This window comes from Rhodococcus sp. Ni2 (assembly GCF_021352185.1).
Taxonomy (GTDB): Bacteria; Actinomycetota; Actinomycetes; order Mycobacteriales; family Mycobacteriaceae; genus Rhodococcus_F; species Rhodococcus_F qingshengii.
Map to the genome: position 1 here is coordinate 424,793 of NZ_WOXZ01000003.1, position 20,401 is coordinate 445,193.

The 20,401-nt window shown below is 62.6% G+C and carries 20 protein-coding genes and 1 pseudogene; 9 read left to right on the plus strand and 12 right to left on the minus strand.

Annotated features, from left to right (window positions below):
* Positions 1-10: 10 nt before the first annotated feature.
* Entirely contained in the window at positions 11-1,732 is a 1,722-nt protein-coding gene (gene treZ, locus GN300_RS28490) for a malto-oligosyltrehalose trehalohydrolase (RefSeq protein ID WP_063316136.1), read from the minus strand.
* 69 nt (positions 1,733-1,801) lie between these two features.
* Positions 1,802-3,163 (minus strand): NAD(P)-binding domain-containing protein, encoded by a 1,362-nt coding sequence (locus GN300_RS28495; protein WP_050655316.1) that lies wholly within the window; start codon positions 3,161-3,163, stop codon positions 1,802-1,804.
* A 96-nt stretch (positions 3,164-3,259) separates the two neighbouring features.
* On the opposite strand from GN300_RS28495, the gene GN300_RS28500 reads away from it, so the two are divergent.
* The 4 genes and pseudogenes from GN300_RS28500 to GN300_RS28515 all read left to right on the plus strand — a co-directional run.
* On the plus strand, positions 3,260-4,144 hold the full coding sequence (locus tag GN300_RS28500; protein WP_063316135.1) for a metalloregulator ArsR/SmtB family transcription factor: 885 nt from the start codon (positions 3,260-3,262) through the stop codon (positions 4,142-4,144).
* Between the two features lie 64 nt (positions 4,145-4,208).
* Positions 4,209-4,595: a helix-turn-helix transcriptional regulator gene (locus GN300_RS28505; protein ID WP_003941739.1), complete on the plus strand. Its 387-nt coding sequence runs from the start codon at positions 4,209-4,211 to the stop codon at positions 4,593-4,595.
* Positions 4,592-5,695 (plus strand): ACR3 family arsenite efflux transporter, encoded by a 1,104-nt coding sequence (gene arsB / locus GN300_RS28510; RefSeq protein ID WP_063316134.1) that lies wholly within the window; start codon positions 4,592-4,594, stop codon positions 5,693-5,695. Before GN300_RS28505 ends, arsB begins: the two co-directional genes overlap by 4 nt.
* Positions 5,692-6,081 (plus strand): annotated as a pseudogene (locus GN300_RS28515) (arsenate reductase ArsC); the annotation flags it as partial. The gene arsB and the pseudogene GN300_RS28515, both read left to right, overlap by 4 nt.
* Here the strand turns inward: GN300_RS28515 and GN300_RS28520 are convergent.
* Genes GN300_RS28520 through GN300_RS28530 form a run of 4 tightly spaced genes read right to left on the minus strand, consistent with a single transcriptional unit; the run spans position 6,080 to position 9,313 of the window.
* Complete coding sequence (locus GN300_RS28520) at positions 6,080-6,481, minus strand: VOC family protein (RefSeq protein ID WP_080961141.1); 402 nt, start codon at positions 6,479-6,481, stop codon at positions 6,080-6,082. The pseudogene GN300_RS28515 and the gene GN300_RS28520 overlap by 2 nt on opposite strands.
* A gap of 48 nt (positions 6,482-6,529) precedes the next feature.
* On the minus strand, positions 6,530-6,661 hold the full coding sequence (locus GN300_RS29840) for a hypothetical protein (RefSeq protein WP_007733137.1): 132 nt from the start codon (positions 6,659-6,661) through the stop codon (positions 6,530-6,532).
* A complete protein-coding gene (locus GN300_RS28525) occupies positions 6,658-7,248 on the minus strand; it encodes a TetR/AcrR family transcriptional regulator (protein ID WP_003941800.1) in 591 nt (196 codons plus the stop codon). Before GN300_RS28525 ends, GN300_RS29840 begins: the two co-directional genes overlap by 4 nt.
* A 52-nt stretch (positions 7,249-7,300) precedes the next feature.
* Positions 7,301-9,313, minus strand: a complete 2,013-nt coding sequence (locus tag GN300_RS28530) for an MFS transporter (RefSeq protein WP_030537115.1) — start codon at positions 9,311-9,313, stop codon at positions 7,301-7,303.
* A gap of 179 nt (positions 9,314-9,492) precedes the next feature.
* Here GN300_RS28530 and GN300_RS28535 point away from each other — a divergent pair, with 179 nt between their 5' ends.
* From GN300_RS28535 to GN300_RS28545, 3 genes are read left to right on the plus strand one after another with little or no spacing between them, the layout of a single operon-like run.
* Positions 9,493-9,687, plus strand: coding sequence for a DUF1918 domain-containing protein (locus tag GN300_RS28535; protein ID WP_003941743.1), 195 nt, complete (start codon positions 9,493-9,495; stop codon positions 9,685-9,687).
* A 57-nt stretch (positions 9,688-9,744) separates the two neighbouring features.
* Complete coding sequence (locus tag GN300_RS28540; RefSeq protein ID WP_037129760.1) at positions 9,745-10,368, plus strand: TetR/AcrR family transcriptional regulator; 624 nt, start codon at positions 9,745-9,747, stop codon at positions 10,366-10,368.
* Between the two features lie 57 nt (positions 10,369-10,425).
* Positions 10,426-10,782, plus strand: coding sequence for a PLD nuclease N-terminal domain-containing protein (locus GN300_RS28545; protein ID WP_003941757.1), 357 nt, complete (start codon positions 10,426-10,428; stop codon positions 10,780-10,782).
* Position 10,783: 1 nt separating this feature from the next.
* Here the strand turns inward: GN300_RS28545 and GN300_RS28550 are convergent, their stop codons facing one another.
* Entirely contained in the window at positions 10,784-11,674 is an 891-nt protein-coding gene (locus tag GN300_RS28550; protein WP_063316133.1) for a LysR family transcriptional regulator, read from the minus strand.
* 83 nt (positions 11,675-11,757) lie between these two features.
* Between GN300_RS28550 and GN300_RS28555 the strand changes: the two genes are divergently transcribed.
* Positions 11,758-12,654, plus strand: coding sequence for a DMT family transporter (locus GN300_RS28555; protein WP_042921816.1), 897 nt, complete (start codon positions 11,758-11,760; stop codon positions 12,652-12,654).
* A 34-nt stretch (positions 12,655-12,688) separates the two neighbouring features.
* Here the strand turns inward: GN300_RS28555 and GN300_RS28560 are convergent, their stop codons facing one another.
* On the minus strand, positions 12,689-13,282 hold the full coding sequence (locus tag GN300_RS28560) for a TetR/AcrR family transcriptional regulator (RefSeq protein WP_063316132.1): 594 nt from the start codon (positions 13,280-13,282) through the stop codon (positions 12,689-12,691).
* Positions 13,283-13,337: 55 nt separating this feature from the next.
* On the opposite strand from GN300_RS28560, the gene GN300_RS28565 reads away from it, so the two are divergent.
* Positions 13,338-13,784 (plus strand): PaaI family thioesterase, encoded by a 447-nt coding sequence (locus tag GN300_RS28565; protein ID WP_223304504.1) that lies wholly within the window; start codon positions 13,338-13,340, stop codon positions 13,782-13,784.
* On the opposite strand, the gene GN300_RS28570 is transcribed toward GN300_RS28565, so the two are convergent.
* The 4 genes from GN300_RS28570 to glgX form a co-directional block, all read right to left on the minus strand.
* A complete protein-coding gene (locus GN300_RS28570) occupies positions 13,774-14,703 on the minus strand; it encodes an NADP-dependent oxidoreductase (protein ID WP_054781568.1) in 930 nt (309 codons plus the stop codon). The two genes, GN300_RS28565 and GN300_RS28570, sit on opposite strands and share 11 nt — an antisense overlap.
* Before the next feature lie 66 nt (positions 14,704-14,769).
* Entirely contained in the window at positions 14,770-15,582 is an 813-nt protein-coding gene (locus GN300_RS28575) for a mycofactocin-coupled SDR family oxidoreductase (protein WP_063316131.1), read from the minus strand.
* Between the two features lie 94 nt (positions 15,583-15,676).
* Positions 15,677-18,043, minus strand: coding sequence for a malto-oligosyltrehalose synthase (gene treY / locus GN300_RS28580; protein ID WP_063316130.1), 2,367 nt, complete (start codon positions 18,041-18,043; stop codon positions 15,677-15,679).
* 13 nt (positions 18,044-18,056) lie between these two features.
* The gene (gene glgX, locus GN300_RS28585) at positions 18,057-20,396 is read right to left on the minus strand and encodes a glycogen debranching protein GlgX (protein ID WP_003941662.1); all 2,340 of its coding nucleotides are present in this window, start codon (positions 20,394-20,396) and stop codon (positions 18,057-18,059) included.
* Positions 20,397-20,401 lie beyond the last annotated feature (5 nt).

Below are 20,401 nucleotides of genomic sequence, written 5' to 3' on the forward strand. Positions count from 1 at the left end.
CGAGAGTTAGTCAGCTTTCGAGTACGACGAACGAGTGCCCCGGCACGGCGGTTGCGGACGCGGTCTCGTCCTGTGTCGGCGGATCCCACCAGAGGATGGGGGTTCCGCCGGCCGGGACCGAGGCCGCGTCCGTTCCCAGATTGCACACGATCTGTAATGCGCCGCGGCGCAGGGTGATCCACTGGTCGTCCTCGTCGTAGTCGACGTGCAGGTGCCCCAGCCAAGGGTCGGTGATCTCGATTCGCTTCCTGCGCAGGGCAAGTAGATCGCGATAGCAGGCCAGGACGCGAGCGCGTGTCTCGTCGTCTCGCTCGTCCCAGTCCAGTTTCGATCGCAGAAATGTCTGTGGGTCTTGCGGATCCGGAATGTCGTCACTGTTCCAGCCGTGCGCCGCGAACTCCGCTTTGCGGCCTTTGGCAGTGGCCTCGCCGAGTTCCGGTTCCGGATGCGAGGTGAAGAACTGGAACGGAGTGGTCGCTCCCCATTCCTCGCCCATGAACAGCATCGGCGTGTACGGCGATAGCAGGACCAGCGCCGCCTTGATCGCCAATTGTCCTGGCGTCAGATAGGCGCTCGGGCGGTCCCCGATCGCGCGGTTGCCGATCTGATCGTGGGTGCACGTGTATGCGAGCAGGGCGCTGGCGGGCTGATGCGTGATGTCGATCGGCCGGCCGTGAACCCGTCCACGGAACGAGGAATACGTTCCGGCGTGGAAGAAACCGCGCCGCAATGTATTTGCAAGGGATTCCAAGGATCCGAAGTCGGCGTAATAACCCTGGCGTTCGCCGGACACGGCCGTGTGAATGGTGTGGTGGATGTCGTCGTCCCACTGCGCGTCCAAGCCGAACCCGCCGGCCGCTCGTGGCGTGATCAGAGTGGCGTCGTTGAGATCGCTTTCGGCGATCAACGTGAGCGGTCGACCCAGATGAGCCGACAGTGTTTCCGTTCGGACGGCGAGTTCCTCGAGGATGTGCGTTCCGGTGTGATCGACCAACGCGTGGACGGCGTCGAGGCGTAGACCGTCGATGTGGAAATCGCGCATCCATCGCAGGGCATTCCCGATGATGTACTCGCGAACCTCGCCCGACTGCGGACCGCCGATGTTGATCGTTCGGCCCCAGGTGTTCGCTCCATCGGCAATGTAGGGGCCGAACTTTTCGAGGTAGTTGCCCGACGGGCCCAGGTGGTTGTAGACCACGTCAAGAATCACGCCGAGTCCGCGTTCGTGGGCCGCATTCACCAAGCGTTGCAATCCGTCCGGGCCACCGTAGATCTCGTGGACCGTGTACCAGAGCACACCGTCGTAGCCCCAGTTGTGAGTTCCGTTGAAGCCGTTGACCGGCATGATTTCCACGAAGCCGACGCCGAGGTCTACCAGGTGATCGAGACGTTCGATCGCGGCGTCGAATGTTCCTTCGGGGGTGAACGTTCCGATGTGCAGTTCGTAGACCGATGATCCTGGGAGTTGTCGTCCGGTCCACTGAGAGTCGGTCCAGGACGCCTCGTCGAGCTGATGCAACTGGGAGCGGAGATGCACGCCTTCGGGCTGGCGTGGTGAACGCGGATCCGGGAGTGTTTCACCGTCGACGACAAAGCCGTAGCGAGCGCGGTTGTCGCAGTCGACCTCGGCGCGCCACCACCCGTCGTCGGTCCGGTCCATCTCGTGCGTGATGCCGTCGACTTCGACCCGGACCGATTCCGGTGTGGGCGCCCAGACCTCGAATGTATGCACACGATCAGCATGCCTTGTTCGGCCGGATGTGGCAGCCCGGCGGGCTGGTTCCGTCGTCAAGGACTGTTTCTATCCGCAGGTGTTGCCGGACGGTGCAGACAGCGTGATCAGTTTCGGAGCGGGGGCGCTGCAGCATCCGCCCTCGGCTTTCCCTGTGTCGGTTTCTGCTGTGTCAGGTTCGTCGAAAATGCCTGCGCCGCCGCAGACTCCGGTCTCCGGAAGGACCAACTCGACGCGGGCCGCTGCTTCGTGATCGCCGGCGAGCTCGGCTGCGATGCTGCGAACCTGCTCGTAGCCGGTCATCGCCAGGAAGGTGGGTGCTCGGCCGTAGCTTTTCATTCCAGCCAAGTACACCCCCGGCTCCGGATGGCGAAGCTCCTTCGCGCCATGCGGGTAAACGGTGCCGCACGAGTGGACGTTCGGGTCGATCAGCGGAGCAAGCTCGACCGGTGCTTGTAAGACCGGGTCGAGGCCGAGTCGAATTTCCGAGAGCCAGGACAGATCGGGGCGGAAGCCGGTCAGCGTTATGACGTTGTCCACGTTCTCGATGCGATCACCCGCATCGGAGGCGAGTATGAGTTGTCCCGAAGGGGTAGTTGTCACCTCTGCGGTGCGGAAGCCGGTGACGACTCTCAACAGGCCATCCTCGACGGCCTTCTTTGCACGCAAGCCCAGGGCGCCGCGCGCGGGCAGTTCGTCAGCGTCGCCGCCTCCGAATGCAGAGCCGATGTTTCCTCGGCGGACCGCCCAGGTGATGCGGGTGCTCGGAGCCTGCTCCGCCAACCCTGACAGCGCAACGATCGCCGTCAGCGCGGAGTGGCCACTACCTGCGATGACTGTGTGCGTTCCGGCGAACTGTGCCCGCACTGCCGGATCGTCGAGATCAGGAACCCGGTACCGGATCGCAGTACCCACAGCGCCTTCGCCGAGTGCAGGAAGACCTTCACCACCGAGCGGGTTGGGGGTGCCCCAGGTGCCGGACGCATCCACAACGGCCTGGGCGAACATCCGATCCTCGGTTCCGTCCCGGCGCCGCAGGTGAATCGAGAGGGGTTCGCTGTCGCGTCCGGCGTCGACGACCAGGTCACGTCCGCGTCGAGCTACGCCGATCACCTCGGTGTCGAACTGGACCAGGTCGGCGAGGGCCGAGGCGAGTGGTTCGAGGTAGAGCTCGCGCCATTGCCGGCCGGTCGGATAGGTCTGCCCGTCGGGTGAGCTCCATCCATTCTGGTCGAGGAGTCGCCGCGCGGCGGGGGAGACGAGTTCGGACCACCGGGAGAACAGTCGAACGTGATTCCACTCGGAGATCGCAGCACCGGCTGTGGTTCCGCGCTCGAATACAAGGGGTGTGAGTCCGCGCTCGCGCAGTTCTGCTGCGGCTGCCAGGCCGATCGGGCCGGCCCCGATCACGACAACGGGTAGGGGGTTCATTTTCGTGCCTTTCATCGACGATTATCGATCTACGGGGAACAGTATCGACGATCATCAATGTAGGCAACCATCGACAGCTGTCGATATAGTGGAGAGATGACTTCGCTGCAGACTCCGACGGTGCGAGTCGGAGATTCGGACTCGGATCAGATCCGTTCTTCCGTCCTCGCGCAGGGCGATGCCGATACCTACGCGCAGTGGTTCGCCTGCCTTGCCGAGCCGATGCGCGTCCGATTGCTTCACCGGGTAGCGAGCGCGGTCGGTGGTATTACCGTCGGAGCGCTCGCCGAGGCGTTGGGGATCGGGCAACCGACGGTGTCGCACCACCTGCGCAAGCTTGCCGATGTGGGTTTTGTGACCATGCGTAAGGAAGGGACGAGCACGGTCGTCGCGATGAGTCCGACGTGTTGCGTTGCCTTGCCGCAGGCGGCGGATGTGGTGATGGGAGTCCTTGCTCCGCGTCCGTGCTGCCCGAGTGATCTGCCCGACGATGTCTCTGTCCGGGCCATGATCGACGACGACTGGGATGCGGTTCGCCGTATTTACGGCGAGGGTATCGACACCCGAAATGCCACCTTTGCCGCTGAGGTCCCCTCGCGTGAGCATCTCCACGAACGGTGGCTGCCGCAGCATCGATGGGTGGCGACTGTCGGGGGTGTTGTTGTCGGATGGGCTGCGTTGAGTCCGGTTTCCGAGCGTGACTGCTACCGCGGGGTTGCCGAGAACTCCGTGTACGTTGCGGACGGCATGCGTGGTCGTGGCGTCGGAAAGGCGTTGTTGCGCAAGCAAGTCATGTCCGCCGACGCCGACGGACTCTGGACTCTGCAGACGTCGATGTTCCCGGAGAACCGTGCCTCCATCTCGCTCCATCATTCGGCCGGGTTTCGAACGGTCGGCCTTCGCGAGAAGATCGCCGAACTCGACGGCGTGTGGCGCGACACTGTTCTGCTCGAGCGTCGAACGGCGATCGCCGAGGGATGAGTCCGGGATCCGGCTGACCGGATGCCCGATTGCGCGTTGATTCGATATCTGTCAATATCGAAGAATGTCGAATCAAGAGCTGCCGGACTCCGAGGCTTGCTGCACCCCGCTCGTTCGTGAACCCTTGACCGAGGATTGGGCCGGCGACTTGTCTCGGATGTTCAAGGCCCTCGGCGATCCGGTTCGTCTCCGCTTGCTCAGCTTGGTGGCAAGTCACGAGGGTGGTGAAGCCTGCGTCTGCGACATCTCCGACTCGTTCGATCTGTCTCAGCCGACTATCTCGCATCACCTCAAGGTGTTGCGCCAGGCCGGGCTGCTCGATTGTGAACGACGCGGGACCTGGGTGTACTACTGGGTTATTCCGGCTGCGCTGCAACAGCTTTCCGCCGTTCTACTGGTAGAAGGTGCGAGCGTGAGTGCCGCGGACGCTTGCGCTGAGGTCACCGCATGAGCAACACCGCTGCCACCACCGAACACCCCGAAGTCGTCGGAAAACTCTCCACCCTCGACCGCTATCTGGCGGTCTGGATCGGCGTGGCCATGGTCGTCGGCCTGCTGGTTGGACGCTGGATCCCCGGTGTGAACACTGCCCTGGACAAGGTGCAGATCGACGGCATCTCGCTACCGATCGCCCTCGGTCTGCTGATCATGATGTACCCGGTCCTGGCGAAGGTCCGCTACGACCGCCTCGACACAGTCACCGGGGACAAGAAACTCCTCGCCGGCTCCCTGTTCCTGAACTGGGTTCTCGGCCCGGCGCTGATGTTCACCCTCGCCTGGCTGTTTCTGCCTGACCTGCCGGAATACCGAACCGGTTTGATCATCGTCGGCCTCGCTCGCTGCATCGCGATGGTGATCATCTGGAACGACCTGGCCTGCGGAGACCGCGAAGCCGCCGCGGTGCTGGTCGCCATCAATTCGGTGTTCCAGGTGATCATGTTCGCCGTGCTCGGTTGGTTCTACCTCTCGGTCCTGCCCGGGTGGCTCGGCCTCGAACAGACCACCATCGACACCTCGCCCTGGCAGATTGCGAAATCGGTCCTGATCTTCCTCGGTATCCCGCTGCTGGCAGGTTTTCTGTCCCGCTTCTTCGGCGAACGCGCCAAAGGCCGCGACTGGTACGACAACAAGTTCATCCCCAAGATCAGCCCCTGGGCGCTCTACGGTCTGCTGTTCACCATCGTCGTGCTCTTCTCGATGCAGGGCGAACAGATCACCTCCCAGCCTTGGGATGTCGTCCGGATCGCGCTGCCCTTGCTCGCGTACTTCGCGCTCATGTGGGGCGGAGGCTACATCCTCGGCGCCGCAATCGGATTGGGCTATGAACGCACCACGACCCTGGCGTTCACCGCCGCGGGCAACAACTTCGAACTCGCGATCGCGGTAGCCATCGCCACCTACGGCGCCACCTCGGGGCAAGCTCTTGCCGGTGTCGTCGGCCCGCTGATCGAGGTACCGGTGCTCGTCGGGCTGGTCTATGTCTCCCTTGCTCTACGCAAACGCTTTGCAGTCGAAGAGGTTTCATCCAGTCGAGAAAGAGCGAGGTCATGAGCAAACCATCGGTGTTGTTCGTCTGCGTCCACAATGCCGGTCGATCTCAGATGGCCGCGGGATTCCTGAGCCATCTCGCAGGCGACGCCATCGAGGTCCGTTCCGCCGGATCCGCACCCGCCGAGACCGTCAATTCGGCAGCGGTCGAGGCGATGGCAGAGCGCGGTATCGACATCTCAGCGCAGTCTCCGAAGATCCTCACTGTCGACGCCGTCCAGGATTCGGATGTCGTCATCACCATGGGCTGCGGCGACACGTGCCCGATCTTCCCCGGCAAGAGTTACCGAGACTGGGTTCTCGACGACCCGGCCGGACAGGGCCTTGAAGCAGTTCGCCCGATCTGTGACGAAATCGAGCGTCGCGTTCAAGCCTTGATCGACGAACTCACGCAGATTCGCCAGGCATTGACCACGGCGACAGATTCGGACCCGCCAGACACAAACAGAACGGATGACCAGCGGGATCGAGTAGAACGCGGCAACGCTCCGGCGCGTTCTGCCGGCTACCGATTTGAGCACCGAGGCTGACAGCTTGCTCCTGTGCGATGTCCAGATCATCGACCACTAAATCCAGATGAATCTGCTTCGGTATTGCAGCCATCGGCCACGTGCTCGGGCGGTGTTCGTCGATGCGGATTGCGGTGATCTGGCCACCGCCTGTGCTGACGGTCGCAAACTTCTCAGTGTTGTACGTGATTTCGCCGCCCAGCATATTTCGCCAGAATTCCGCAAGGCGTTGTGGATCACTGCAATCGAGGGTGATCGATCCCAAGCGAGCTACAGGCATGGTCTCGACGCTACAGAATGCCTTGCTTCGGCTTCCTTTGCGGAGGCGTCATTCGCCCGCGGGCTCGATGTGTTCGGCACCGAGGACGGAGAGTCGGTATTCCTGTGCGTCCTGCTCGGTTTCGAAATCTTTCTCTTCGAGGAGATTCCGGTCGGCGTCGAGGTATCGGTAAGTAGTCATTCCTCCACCGTGTCACTGATGAACGATTCGTGCTCGGATACCGGTTCGATTTCGTCGACGGCTATTTGAATCAGCCTTCCGTAGCGCCGGATCAGATCCTCCGACGACAGTGAATCCTCACCGAGGAGTTCGAGCGTCCGCATGCCGGTGGCCAGTCCGAGCAGCAGTGAGACGACGATCTGGCTGCGTACCAAACCGGGCTCCGTGTCGCCGATGCGGCGCGCGATCCCGTGAACGTATCGTTGCTTGATCTCGGCCCGAGCGGCGGCCGGATCTGGCGCCTCGTGAACGTGTACTGCGAGCATTGCCCACGGATCGGTTTCGTCGGATTCTCTACGAGCGACAAGTTTCTCGACCAGTTGACAGCCGATGTCTCCGGTGGCGTCGGCATTCGGATCCTCGTCCATCGGAGGTGCGGACGGGATCGCAGCCGAGTACAGCCGAGCTTTGCTGCCGTAGATCTTCATGACCAGGGCAGGGGAGTAGCCGGCTGCGACCGCGATGTCCTTGATGGTCGTCGATGCGTAACCTCGTTCCGCGAACAAGGCTTTCGCTGCTGTGAGGATGCTGGCTTCGCCGCTGCTCATGTCGCTCGCCTCGATACCCGATCGCCATGCGTTCGGTTGCTCGTACTGGCGTTCATACTGTCGTCAACGGCTCGGCATCGACGGGTACGTCGAAATCGACGACGGTGGACTGCGCGATGACCGCTATCTGACGAGCCAATGTGCCGTGTCCGCTCTCGGTCAGCGCGGTCAGGATGTACCGGCCGGATGTCGGGAGCGCGATTCCGTAGTGCCCGGTTCCGTCGGTGACGGTGGATGCGACGAATTCGCCGGTCGGTTTCGTGAGCGTGACGACGGTTCCCGAGGTTGTTCGGCCGCCGACTCCGACCTTGCCGGAGATGGTGAGGCGGTCACCGAGTTCGACGGTGTGCGTCGATTGCGCGCTGTCGAAAGCGATCACCTGCGACCGAGGGGACCAGCCGTCGGCACTCGTCACTACCAAATACCGTCCGGGCCGGGGTAGGGCGAGGGAAAAGTTGCCCTCGTTGTCGGCGCGACTCCAATCGATCGGTCGACCCTCCATGTCCATCACGGTGACAACGGCCTGCCGGATCGGTCGGCTGTCGGCCCGGATCACACGACCGGCAACCACAATTTCCGTTTCGGACACGGCGGCGTCGGGAAGCTCGAACCCTTCCGGGGTCACCGGGCGAAGTGCCGCTTCCGGTTTTGCGCCGCGGCGAGGAATGAACGCAGCGGCAGCGGCAGCAGCCACGGCGGCGAGGGCGGCCAGCCAGAAGATGTTCTTGAAGGCGTCGATCGACGGAAGGCCCTCGCCCGGCCCGGACGGGATGACCATCGACGTGAGCATGGCGGCAACCACCGCGCTGGACGTGGAAGTACCGACTGAGCGGAGCAGCGAATTGAGGCCGTTTGCCGACGCGGTTTCGGTAATCGGAACCGATCGCATGATCAGCATCGGCATCGCGGAGTAGGCAATTGCGGTTCCGATGCTGACCACCGCCGCGCTGATGATGATCAGTGCTATCGAACCGGTCAGGAACACTCGCGCGATGTAGGCGAGCGCGAGCACCGTGCCGCCGACGATCAGGGTGATCTTGGCTCCGAATCGCTTCGTGATGTTCGCGGAGACGGGCGCGAAGAAGACCATCGCGAGGCCTGCCGGAATCATGCACAGTCCGGCCGCCATCACGCCCAGTTCGAAGCCGTAGCCGGAGATCTTCGGCATCTGAAGTTGTTGGGTGGTGGAGAGGTTGTTCGCGTACATCGAGAAGCCGACGAGGATCGAGGCGACGTTGGTCAGCAGAACAGGCCGCTTGGCCGACGTTCGTAGATCGACCATCGGCTGGGTGACGCGGAGTTCGTAAGGGAACCACAATGCGAGAGTCACGATTCCGATGACGAACATCAGCAATGTCAGTTCGCTCGTCCATCCCCAACGGGCGCCCTTGGAGATGGCGAGGAGGATCGCCGTGAGTGCTGTCGAGAGCATGACCGCGCCCAGGAAGTCGAATTTGCCGCGGGTACGAACACTCGATTCCGGGACGACGACGGCTACCGCGATGATCAGCAGGACGCCCACGATCGCCGAGAGCCAGAAGATGGCGGGCCAGCCCAGATGCTCGAAGATCAACCCGGACAGCGGGAGCCCGAGTGCGCTGCCGATTCCGAGAGTGGCACTCATCAACGCTGTTGCCGACGCCACCTTCTCCTTGGGCAGTTCGTCGCGCATGATGCTGATTCCGACGGGGATCATCGAGATCGCGAAGCCCTGGAGACCACGTCCGATCAGCAGGGCGACAAAGTTGCCGCCGATCGCCGCCACCAGTGATCCGACCACGATCATCGTCATCGAGATCAGCATCATGCGTCGTTTTCCGAACATGTCTGCCAGGCGGGAGACGATCGGAGTGGCGACGGCACTCGTGAGGAGCGTGACGGTGACGAGCCAGGAGGCGTCGTCAGCGCTGACGCCGAGGATCTTCGGGAAATCGGGCAACAACGGAATGACCATCGTTTGTTGCAGCGCGACCACGGTGCCGGAAAGACAGAGAATTGCGGTAATGAGCCGACTTGAACGGCGAGTGGTCGGAGACGAGTGCAATGCCAAGAGACGGTCCTTCACGCGGCGATGGTGAACGGGAATTCACCCATGAGTGAACCACTGTTCACCCGTCACTGTCATCTTCGGTGAATATGCGATTTCTCACGACGGCAACTCGCCCCAGGGTTTCCGAGTCGGCATGGCGGGAACAACGTCAGTGGTTGGTCTGCGCCTGCGCGAGCGGGCAGCGAGGAGGAGTGATGCATGCCGAAGTGGGTGACCGTCTCCACGTCCAGGGGCGCGTGGTGGGGCAGGCGGAGGTAACTGCCGAGGTTCTCGAGGTGCACGGCGAGGACGGCGGTCCTCCCTATCTGGTCAGGTACGACAACGGCCACGAGGCGTTGGTGTTTCCCGGTAGCGACGGCTGGATAGATCACCCCGGAAAAGGCTCCTGAGCTGCACGATTCTTTCCATGCATGGTCGTTGCATCGAATGCGGCTAAAGTGTGCGCAATGGAGGGCAGACGCCAGTACCACTCCCGCGTGCGTGAAGCTTCCGCGCAGCGAACGCGTGAACTCATTCGTGATGCGGCGACGGCCTTGTTTGTTCGAGACGGGTATGTCAGTGCCACCGTCAAGCAGATTGCCGCCTCGGCCGGCGTCGCCGATCGGACGGTGTTCACAGCCTTCCCTGGCGGGAAACTCGAGATCTTCGAAGCGGCCCTCGCTGCGGCGCTCGATGCCGAAGAGGTTCCACTCGGCGCGCCGAACCTGGCCGCGGACCCCGATGACGTTCGCCGGATCGTCTCCCAGATCGTGGCTCAGGGCATCGGACTGCTCGAACGTGCCGGCGCTCTGATGATGGTCGCGGTCGAATCCTCGGGTGCGGATGCCGACATGCGTCGACTATCCGAGGAGTCGTCGGATCAGTCGGCCGTCAATGCGATGTCGATAGCCGAGGGTCTCTCCGAGCATGGCTTGTTGAGGCCTGAGATTTCGCTCGAGAAAGCTGCGGGCATACTTGCCGCTTTCGTCTCGCCTCAGCTTCATCAGCAATTGCGTCGGGTCAGTGGATGGGACGTCGATGCATACCGAGGATGGCTCGAGTTCAACATTCGCCAGAATCTAATGTACTAATTGGTCTGTTTTCGTTAGCATGGCGAGGGTTTTTTATTCTCGGGAGGAATCGCCAGCGTGCCCTATGCCTTGTTCGGCCTCATCACGATGTTGCTGTGGATTTTCTGCATCGTCGACGCCATCACGAGAGATGACGCCTACATCCAGTACCTACCCAAGGTCGTCTGGATTCTGATCATCATCTTCCTTCCTACTTTGGGATCGGTTCTGTGGCTGGTGGTCGGGCGCGGACAGAACGCGCCCCGCGGATACGTCGGCCCAACCGGGTACGGCGAATACGAGCGCCCGGGACGTGCCGTTGCGCAGGATCCGGCGGCGGACGAAGCCTTCTTGCGTCAGTGCCGCGAACGGGCGGAAGAGCAGCGTCGAATTGCCAAGCAGCAGCGCCGCGACGGCGACGCTGATCGGATGTGAGTTATCGGTAGGCCGTGAGTCGGTCCAACACGAGCCGAAGCGGCGGCCACGACGATCGGCCGCGACGCGTCACCGCATAGGCAGTGAGGATGACGGGCGGATCGACGAGTGGTTCGACGCGCACGCCTTCGCGAGTCTTGCGTTCGAGCGGCATCAGCCCCACGCCGTAACCACTGAGGATCAAGAGTTCGACCAAGTCGAGACTGTCGATCTGGTGAGTGATCCGAGGGGTGAACCCGGCCAGCGACGCGAGGGTTCGCACAGCGCGCTCGTCTGCCGTGTTGCGTGAGTTCACTATCCATGACGTGTCGGCGAAGGCGCGGAGATCGATTCCGGATTCTGTGGACTTGTCGGGAGCTTTGGCGTCGCCGGGAACACACAGTCCCCATGGCGTCGACCAGAGCGGAATTGCTTCGAGTAGTGGGCTCGGCGACGCGGGGGCAAGGTTGTAGTCGTACGTCAGTGCGAGGTCTAGATCGTCGCGTTCGAGGAGTGCAAAAGCCTCGACGGGTTCGTATTCGTAGATCATCACGTCCACCTGCGGGTGACTGCGTTGCAGGCTTCGAGCGACGGGGAGCATCGCGGTTCTGATCGCAGTTGCGAATCCGCCGACTCGCAGGGTCCCCACCGGTTCCGCGTCCGGATCGAGGTCCAGGCGAGCTGCATCGACGGCTGCCAGGATGGTGACGGCATGATCGGCCAGTCGTTGACCGGCCGGCGTCAGCCGCACCCGGCGACCGTCGGGCTCGATCAGTGCGGTACCGGTCTCCGCGGTCAAGGCCGCGAGTTGTTGGGACACGGTCGACGTCGTGAGGTTGTGCGCTTCGGCGACCGCACGCATCGAACCCAAGCGGGAGAGTTCGAGGAGGAGATGGAGTCGACGGGTTTCCATCCTTCGATCATTCACTAATCGTGAACATAATGTAGGTCAAAATCGCGTGGACACGAACGGTTGGCCTCCCGTTCAATTCAGCTATGGATACGAAAGCGCGGGCCGGAGTGGGCCTGGCTGTTTTGGCGATGTTGTGCGTGCAGCTCGGGCTCGCCGTGTCGGTGGGCCTGATCGATCAGCTCGGCGCAGACGGAGCGGCGTGGCTACGACTCGCCTGGGCAGGCATCATTCTTCTGATCATCGTCAGGCCCCGCCCTTCGGCGTTCACTCGCAAGGCGTTTCTGGCTTGCGTGGTTCTGGGTGTGGTCACCGCAGGCATGACGCTCCTGTTCATGGCAGCGGTGGAGCGCCTTCCGCTGGGAACAGCAAGCGCATTGGAATTCTTGGGTCCGCTGACGGTTGCATTGCTCCGGGGGCGTGGCCGTGTTCTGTGGCCGGTTCTGGCAGGCGTGGGCGTCGTGCTTCTCACCGAACCATGGGCCGGGACAGTCGATCTGGTCGGTGTGGCGTACGCACTCGGTGCGGCGCTCTGCTGGGCGATGTACATTTTGCTCACCCAGCGCGTCGGCGACGAGGTTGCCGGTATCAACGGGCTGGCGGTGTCGATGGCGGTAGCCGGGTTGGCCGCGACAATTGCCGTAGGCCACTCGGCTATCGGGCGGCTGACTCCGCATCTGATTCTCGTGGGCCTCGGACTCGCGATCTTGCTGCCCGTCGTGCCGTTCGTTCTGGAGATGGTCTCGTTGCGAAGGCTGTCCACGGCGGCGTTCGGCACGCTGATGAGTCTCGAGCCTGCTTTCGCGCAGCTTATCGGTCTGGTTGTGCTGCAACAGGTTCCGAGTGTTCTGGCCGTGGCAGGTATCGCGTGCGTCGTCGTCGCAGGGATCGGCGCGGCCCGCGGTGGTGCTCGAGGTGGCGCCCGGAAGCCGACTGAGCCACCCTCCGATTCCGAGCGAACGTACCTTTCGGCGCCTTCATGAGACCGAGAGTGCCGTTCGCTCAGGTCGCGTTCGCTCAGTGCGAGTGCGCCGCGGCGATTGCTCCGTCGAACACGTCGGCGACCTCGCCGAGGGAATCGAGAATCGGCTGACCGGATCGTTCGACGCGAGCCCGCACCAGCGAGCCCTCGAGCGCGGACACTGCCAGGATGGCAAGCCGTTCCGCTCGCGCACGTCCGACCCCGGACGCGATCAGTGTGTCGCGCAGTAGCGAAGTCCACTGTCGATACACCGCCTGTCCGGCGGCTGTCACGCTCTCCGAATCGGGGGCAAGTTCCAACAACACCGTCGTGATCGGCGAGCCTTCGTGGAAATCCGAATCGCTCACCCATCCGGCGAGCAACCGCGCGTACTCGCGCAGTAGCGACCCGGCGTCCGATTGGCTGTCGGCGAGTTCGGTCAGGGTGTCGGTGACCAATTGCCCGCCGACGCGGACGACCTCTTCGCCGATCTGCTCTTTGCCGCCGGGAAAGTAGTGGTAGAGCGAACCTTTCGGCGCCCCGCTCGACTTGAGGATCTCGTTGAGGCCCGTTGCCGCATACCCCTGGCGGCGAAACAGATCGGCCGCAGCTCGTACGAGTGCTTCGCGGTGTTTCGGGGGAGTCGCCACGAGTTGGAGCTTAAACACCCCTGCGATCCACCACAATCTATGTAGACTGGTCTACATGGGAAATTCTGAAATGCTCGAACAGTTGCGCGCGGTCAACGCCTCGGCGGCCTTCAACCGGTGGGCCGGATTCGAAGTCACGGAGGCCGAACCGGGTCGCGTTTGTCTGCGGCTCGAATGGCGTGAGGATCTGGGCCAGTACTCGGGACACCTGCACGCTGCGCTCGTGGCGGGACTCGTCGACACCGCGTGCGGATTTGCTGCTTTCACCCAGGTAGGTGTCGTGGCGGCGTCCAACTGCGCGGTCAATTTCGTGAGTCCGGGCGTCGGAACCGCATTTGTCGCTACGGCGCGCTCGGTCAAGGCCGGGCGCAAGCAGGTGTTCGTCACTGCCGAGGTACATGCCGAACGCGAAGGCGAATCCGTGCTCGTCGCGTTCGGCACCACCCTGTTGGTTCCACTGGCCCCTCAGACACAGGGAACCGCAAGCAACGTCAGGGAATGAGGATGAACTTTCCCGCGGGGTGCGAACTCTGCAACTCGGTGTGAGCGAGTGCCACGTCCGCTAGCGGGAAGGTCTTGGCGACCTTCACGATGAGGTGTCCGGAACCGGCTTGTTCGACAAGTTCGGATCGTGCCTTCAAACGCGCTTCCGCACTTGCCGGATTGCCTCCGCCGACGGAAGCGAAGCCGTCGGTCTGGGCGCGTCCGAACGCGACGATGGTGACGATGCGACTCTTGTCGGTGACCAAAGCCAGAGATGCATCGACGGCTTCGTCCGTTCCGGCGGTGTCGAACGCCGCATCGACGCCGTTCGGCGCGAGTTCACGGACACGCGCTTCGAGGCCGTGGCCGTAGAGCACAGGCGTGGCGCCGAGCGAGCGCACGTAATCCTGATTCGAGGCTCCCGCAGTGCCGATCACCGTAGCTCCGCGACCAACTGCCAGCTGAACAGCGATCGCGCCGACGCCGCCGGACGCGCCGTGGATGAGAACGGTGTCGCCGGAACCGACCCGAATGGTGTCGAGGGCGTCGACTGCAGTTCCGCCGACCAGAAGGAGGCCGGCTGCCTGTTCCCAGCTGATGCCTGCGGGCTTCGCGGTGACAGAGGAGACCGGCACGACTACTTGTTCGGAGTAGAGGCCGTTGCCGGGGCTGACGATCACTTCGTCGCCGACGTTCACATTTGTGACGCCGTCGCCGACAGCCGAGACGACGCCCGCTGCCTCGCCGCCGAGGCGGATGGGAAGTTTCTCGGGGTCGGTGCCGAAAGCGCCGCTGTAGAGCTTGAAGTCGAAGGGATTGACGCCGATCGCCTTCACGTCGACCAGGACTTCACCTGATTTCGGCGCCGGTAAATCGACGTCCACCAGCTTCAGGACCTCGGGCGTGCCGTACGTCTGCGCTACAACAGTTTTGGTCATGTCTCGCGCAACCGTCCTCGGGGAAGCGATATTCCCCGAGGACGGGAAAAACTCGAGAAGATTCGATCAGCGGATCAGGGTGCCCAGATCGAGCGGCATCGCGATGCCGGTGATGTGATGGGCCTCGTCGGAACCGAGGAACGCGACGGCGACGGCGATGTCCTCCGGCTGGCTGACCGGGTCGGGCAAGGTCTGCATGAAGATCGGACCGAGTGTGTGGGCGTTGGCGTCGATGAGCGGCCGCATGTCCGTCATCTGCATTCCGGTTTCCACGCCGTGTGGGTGGATGGTGTTGACCCGAATGTTGTACTGCCCCAACTCCGAGGCCATCGTCTTGGCCAGACCGGTGATGCCGTGTTTGCTCGCGACGTAATGGCCGAGGAAGGGGAGGCCGCGCAGGCCGGCGACGGAGCTGGTGAAGATGATCGAGCCACCGGTGCCTTGCTTGATAAGGTGCGGGATCGCTGCCTTGGCGGTGTGGAAGACGCCGGTCAGGTTGACGTCGAGCGTTTCCTGCCACTGCTCGGGCGTGATTTCCCAGGACATGTTGGCAGAACAGATTCCGGCGTTCGCGACGACGACGTCAAGTCGCCCCAATTCGTCGATGCCGGCCGCGAGCGCCGCGGACAGCGCAGAGAAGTCGCGAACGTCGGTCTTGGTAGCGACAATTCGACGGTCCAGGGCCTTGACCATTTCGACTGTCTCGGCCAGGTCGTCGTCGGTGGCGCCGGCATACGAGGTGGATTCGAATTGAACACACGCGTCGACGGCGATGATGTCTGCGCCCTCTTCTGCCAGCCGGACAGCTTCGGCGCGCCCCTGACCACGGGCGGCTCCGGTGATGAAGGCAACTTTTCCGGTGAATCGACTGGCGGCCATGCTCAAACCTCCGACTAGTGGTGATGATCTGCTCTTCGGAAGTTAGCGCGACTAAGTTCTTTTCGGGGGTGAATGCCCAGTCAGCGGAAACCGCTCAGCGCACCCTGGTCAACAGGGCACATGGCCCGGCAGCGAAGATGTCCCGCGCATCCGAAGACAAGACGGGTTGTCCGCTCAGTGCGTCGACCCATTCGCCATCTGGCAGGTCCACTCGCGTATCTCTCCAACCGTGCGACGAGAGTCTGAGCGAATGTCGCGTCGCCAGAGCAACGACCATAGGCGGATCACCTGCCGGGCCGCGCGAGAAGCCGACCAGATGACCGGATCCGGAACCTGAAGCGAAGACCGGCCGGTACTCACCGTGATCGAACCACGAGGGGTTCTCCCGCCGAAGTGTCAGTGCCGTGCGAACGAGGTGCAACTTTGCGGTTCCTGTTGCGTCGATCGGCGCGGCGCCGGAATCGAGCAGTGATCGCCTCGTTCCGTAGTCGACAAGCCGCCGGTTGTCCGGATCGACCAACGAGTCCTCCCACAGCTCAGTGCCCTGGTAGACGTCGGGAACGCCGGGCCCGAGAAGTTGGAGCAGCTTTTGGCCCAGAGAGTCCGACCAGCCGTGACGTGCGATCCGGCCGACGAATTCGCTGACCGAATCACCGACCGGGCCGTCGATCACCTCGTCGATCCAGCGGTGCACTGCCGACTCGAAGTCGACGTCCGGATCGTTCCAGGAAGTTCTGGCGCCGGACTCGCGGACGGCTTTCTCCGCATAGGCGTGCAAACGCTCGCGCAGCTCTGGAACCGAGGCTGCCGAGCGGCCGTCCGCCGGCCACACACCGATGATGTTCTGCCACAAGAACAATCCGGTAAGCGGATCAGGGCTGGGGCACACGTCTTCCCACTCGCGAATCAGCCGGGCCCACAGCGTCGGCACCTGAGACACAACACCGATCCGTGCCCGCACGTCCTCGCCGCGTTTGGTGTCGTGAGTGGACAGACTCGTCATCGCGCGCGGCCACCGCTTCGCTCGGTCCGCGTTGTGGAGATGGAATTCGGCGACGGAGACGGCAAGCGATGCCGGGTTGCCGCCGACTTCCTGACGTGAGACCAGGCGCGCCGTCCGATAGAAGAGTCGATCTTCGACGGACTTGGCCATGACAGCGCCACACACCTGCTGGAAGCGAACTGAGGCTTCACCGCTGTTCACCAGGGATTGCGCCAACACGTTGAACGATGGTTCATGTCCGGGAGCCAATTCGTGCATGTCGCCGACGATCCGAGCGGCCAAACCGGCGAGGGGACTGTAGTCGGATCGGTACACCGGCATCCGAGCGATCGCGACGACAACTGCGTCGTTCAGTTCGGTCTCACTGCAACGACTTCCGGTTTCGCGTCGGATTGCACGCACGAGCCTGCGAACCTCCGGTGCAAGGTCACCGCGCCCGGTGTCGCGTTTGAACTGACGTTCGGTGTGATGCAACCATGCACTGTCCCCGTCGTCGCCGGTCAGATCTGCCGAGAGTTCGGTCAATTCGAGTTCGGCGGCGGGATCGACGAAAACGCCGCCCAGCTGATTGAGGGCGTCGTATCCGGTGGTGCCGTCGATCGGGAGCATCGGATCGAGTGGTTCCGTATGGCCGAGGATCTTTTCGATCACGAGCCACTGATCTGGTCCGATCAGTTCTCGCAGGCGCCCGAGATATTCCGCCGGATTCGCGAGTCCGTCCGGATGATCGATGCGAACGCCGTCGATCAGTCCTTCGTCGACCCACGACTTCACTTGCCGATGGCAGAGTTCGAAGACTTGGGGGTCCTCCTGGCGCAGCGCAGCGAGTTCGTTGACGGCGAAGAACCGTCGGTAATTGACGATCCCGGCGTTCCACGGTACGAGTCGGTACGACTGCCTGGAGTGCACCTCCTGTGGAGATCCGAATTCAGTACCGGCAGCGATGGGGAAGCGGTGCTCGTAGAACGCGAGAAGTGTTTCCTCGCCATCTTTCTCGACAGTCAGTGCGTCGAGATCGTCCGGGCTACCCAGTACCGGGAGTGAGAGTTTGCCGTCGGCGCCGTTGGCTCCGTTGTCCTCGGCCCAATCGACGTCGAAGAAATCCGCGTACTCCGACGACTGCCCGTGCGTGAGAACGTCCCACCACCAAGCATTTTCGCGAGGTTTGGCGACACCGACATGGTTGGGGACCAGATCGACGATCAGGCCCATCCCACGTGATCGAACGGCGCGCGAGAGCTCCACCAGGGCCTCGCGGCCACCAAGTCCTTCGGACACGGTTGTCGGATCGGTGACGTCGTAGCCGTGCGTCGATCCGGACGTTGCCGTGAGGATGGGGGAGAGATAGAGATGTGAGACCCCCAATGCCTCGAAGTAGTCCACCTGTGCGGCCGCATCACGAAGAGTGAATGCATCCGGTCGCAACTGCAGTCGGTAGGTGCTGGTTATCGGGGCCATGTGCACGTCTCCCTCAAGCGGTTCTGCGAAGTACCGTCAATGCTCGCGCTTTTACATCCAATGTTGTTCCGGCTTTGATCACGGTATCGCTCTCACCGGTGGGGACCGAGGTGTCGAGTACGACGGTCCACTCCGACGCGTAGTCCGCGTTGGGGGTGGAGAATTCGAGATCTTCGTAGTGGGCGTTGAAGCAGAGAAGGAACGAATCTCCGGTGACGCGCTCGCCACGGTAGTTCGGTTCCGGGATCGCGTCACCGTTGAGAAAGACAGCCAACGACTTGCCGAAACCGCTGTCCCAGTCGGCCGGAGTCATCTCTTCGCCAGACGGCGTGAGCCAGGCGATGTCGCGACTCTGATCGCCGCTCCGAATAGGTCGCCCCTCGAAGAATCGACGACGCCGGAAGACCGGGTTCTTGGCGCGCAAGGCAATTGCGCGCTTGGTGAACTCGACGAGGTCGGCGTTGGTTTCCGCGAGAGTCCAATCCATCCATGACAGTTCCGAATCCTGGCAGTAAACGTTGTTGTTACCCTGCTGAGTTCGGCCCATCTCGTCGCCGTGAGCAAGCATCGGGGTGCCCTGGCTGAGCATCAGCGTAGCCAGTATGTTCCGGCTCTGACGGCCACGCAGTTCGAGGATTTCCGGGTCGTCGGTGGGGCCTTCGACCCCGCAGTTCCAAGATCGGTTGTGCGATTCGCCGTCGTTGTTGTTCTCGCCGTTGGCTTCGTTGTGCTTCTCGTTGTACGAGACGAGGTCGTGCAGGGTGAAACCGTCGTGGGCGATGACGAAGTTGATGCTCGCGCCAGGGCGACGGCCGGTGGCCTCGTAGAGATCAGAGGATCCGGTGAGACGGGAGGCGAACTCCCCCAGCGTTGCCGGCTCACCACGCCAGTAGTCGCGGACGGTGTCGCGGTATTTGCCGTTCCATTCGGTCCACAGGCCGGGGAAGTTGCCGACCTGGTAACCGCCTTCGCCGACGTCCCACGGTTCGGCGATCAGCTTCACCTGACTGACGATCGGATCCTGTTGCACGAGATCGAAGAAGGCCGAAAGGCGGTCCACGTCGTGCAGTTCACGGGCGAGTGTCGAGGCGAGGTCGAAGCGGAAACCGTCGACGTGCATCTCCGTGACCCAGTACCGCAGAGAGTCCATGATCAATTGCAGCGTATGCGGATGACGGGCGTTGAGGCTGTTGCCCGTTCCGGTGTAGTCCATGTAGTGCTCTTCGTCGCCGTCGACCAGGCGGTAGTAGGCGGCATTGTCGATTCCGCGGAAGCTGATGGTCGGCCCCATGTGATTGCCCTCGGCGGTGTGGTTGTAGACCACGTCGAGGATCACTTCGATACCCGCCTGGTGGAAGCTGCGCACCATGGCTTTGAATTCCGCTACGGCCGCATCGGGTTTCGTGGCCGAGGAGTAGTCGGTGTGTGGAGCGAGAAAGCCGAAGGTGTTGTAACCCCAGTAGTTTCGCAGACCTTGGTCGAGAAGCACCTGATCGTGCATGAACTGGTGGACCGGCATCAGTTCGATCGCCGTGACACCCAGATCGGTGAGGTGCTCGATGATCACCGGATGAGCGAGCCCCGCGTACGTGCCGCGCAATTCCTCCGGAACTCCGGGATGCGTCGCGGTCATACCCTTGACGTGCGCTTCGTAGATGACCGTCTCGTGATATGGACGCTTCGGCGAGTGGTCGGACGCCCAATCGAAGAACGGGTTGATGACGACGGTCGACATCGTATGGCCGAGCGAATCATGTTGGGGGAAAGGGATGGTGGCGGGTTCGTCGACGAGTGGTTCCGGCTCGAAGGGTTCGGGCTCGAGGATCTCGTCCGATTCCTGATCGCCCGTGGGCGAGTCGTCTTCGAGGCCCACCTCGTCCGATTCGGCTTCCGAACTAGTTTCGTCGGTAGCCTCTTGCGGCTCCACGGCGGGAGATTCGTCGTCTCCTGAAGGTTCGGGGTCCGCCGCCGATTCGACGTCGTACGAGAACAGAGAACGGTCTCCGTCGAAGTCTCCGTCGAACGCTTTTCCGTACGGGTCAAGCAGGAGTTTGCTCGGATCGCATCGCAGACCTGCAGCCGGATCGTACGGCCCGTGTACGCGGTAGCCGTATCGCTGGCCGGGGGATACCGACGGAAGGTACGCATGCCAGACGTAACCGTCGACCTCGTCCATCCGAATGCGGGTTTCGGTTCCGTCCTTGGCGATCAGGCACAGTTCGACGGCCTCGGCGACCTCGGAGAAGAGCGAGAAATTGGTCCCCGCGCCGTCGTAGGTGGCACCGAGTGGGTACGCACTGCCAGGCCATACCGGGATGGGAGTGGCTGAGGTCTCGCTCGGCGGTTGATCCATGAATC

What these genes read in the sequence shown, in the direction of transcription:
- GN300_RS29840 (WP_007733137.1), bottom strand. Translation starts at nt 6,661, where the DNA reads ATGACTACTTACCGATACCTCGACGCCGACCGGAATCTCCTCGAAGAG.
- glgX (WP_003941662.1), bottom strand. Translation starts at nt 20,396, where the DNA reads ATGGATCAACCGCCGAGCGAGACCTCAGCCACTCCCATCCCGGTATGG.
- GN300_RS28500 (WP_063316135.1), top strand. Translation starts at nt 3,260, where the DNA reads ATGACTTCGCTGCAGACTCCGACGGTGCGAGTCGGAGATTCGGACTCG.
- GN300_RS28550 (WP_063316133.1), bottom strand. Translation starts at nt 11,674, where the DNA reads ATGGAAACCCGTCGACTCCATCTCCTCCTCGAACTCTCCCGCTTGGGT.
- GN300_RS28540 (WP_037129760.1), top strand. Translation starts at nt 9,745, where the DNA reads ATGGAGGGCAGACGCCAGTACCACTCCCGCGTGCGTGAAGCTTCCGCG.
- GN300_RS28525 (WP_003941800.1), bottom strand. Translation starts at nt 7,248, where the DNA reads ATGAGCAGCGGCGAAGCCAGCATCCTCACAGCAGCGAAAGCCTTGTTC.
- GN300_RS28495 (WP_050655316.1), bottom strand. Translation starts at nt 3,163, where the DNA reads ATGAACCCCCTACCCGTTGTCGTGATCGGGGCCGGCCCGATCGGCCTG.
- GN300_RS28520 (WP_080961141.1), bottom strand. Translation starts at nt 6,481, where the DNA reads ATGCCTGTAGCTCGCTTGGGATCGATCACCCTCGATTGCAGTGATCCA.
- GN300_RS28565 (WP_223304504.1), top strand. Translation starts at nt 13,338, where the DNA reads ATGGGAAATTCTGAAATGCTCGAACAGTTGCGCGCGGTCAACGCCTCG.
- GN300_RS28570 (WP_054781568.1), bottom strand. Translation starts at nt 14,703, where the DNA reads ATGACCAAAACTGTTGTAGCGCAGACGTACGGCACGCCCGAGGTCCTG.
- GN300_RS28555 (WP_042921816.1), top strand. Translation starts at nt 11,758, where the DNA reads ATGGATACGAAAGCGCGGGCCGGAGTGGGCCTGGCTGTTTTGGCGATG.
- GN300_RS28535 (WP_003941743.1), top strand. Translation starts at nt 9,493, where the DNA reads ATGCATGCCGAAGTGGGTGACCGTCTCCACGTCCAGGGGCGCGTGGTG.
- arsB (WP_063316134.1), top strand. Translation starts at nt 4,592, where the DNA reads ATGAGCAACACCGCTGCCACCACCGAACACCCCGAAGTCGTCGGAAAA.
- GN300_RS28505 (WP_003941739.1), top strand. Translation starts at nt 4,209, where the DNA reads ATGTCGAATCAAGAGCTGCCGGACTCCGAGGCTTGCTGCACCCCGCTC.
- treY (WP_063316130.1), bottom strand. Translation starts at nt 18,043, where the DNA reads ATGGCCCCGATAACCAGCACCTACCGACTGCAGTTGCGACCGGATGCA.
- GN300_RS28575 (WP_063316131.1), bottom strand. Translation starts at nt 15,582, where the DNA reads ATGGCCGCCAGTCGATTCACCGGAAAAGTTGCCTTCATCACCGGAGCC.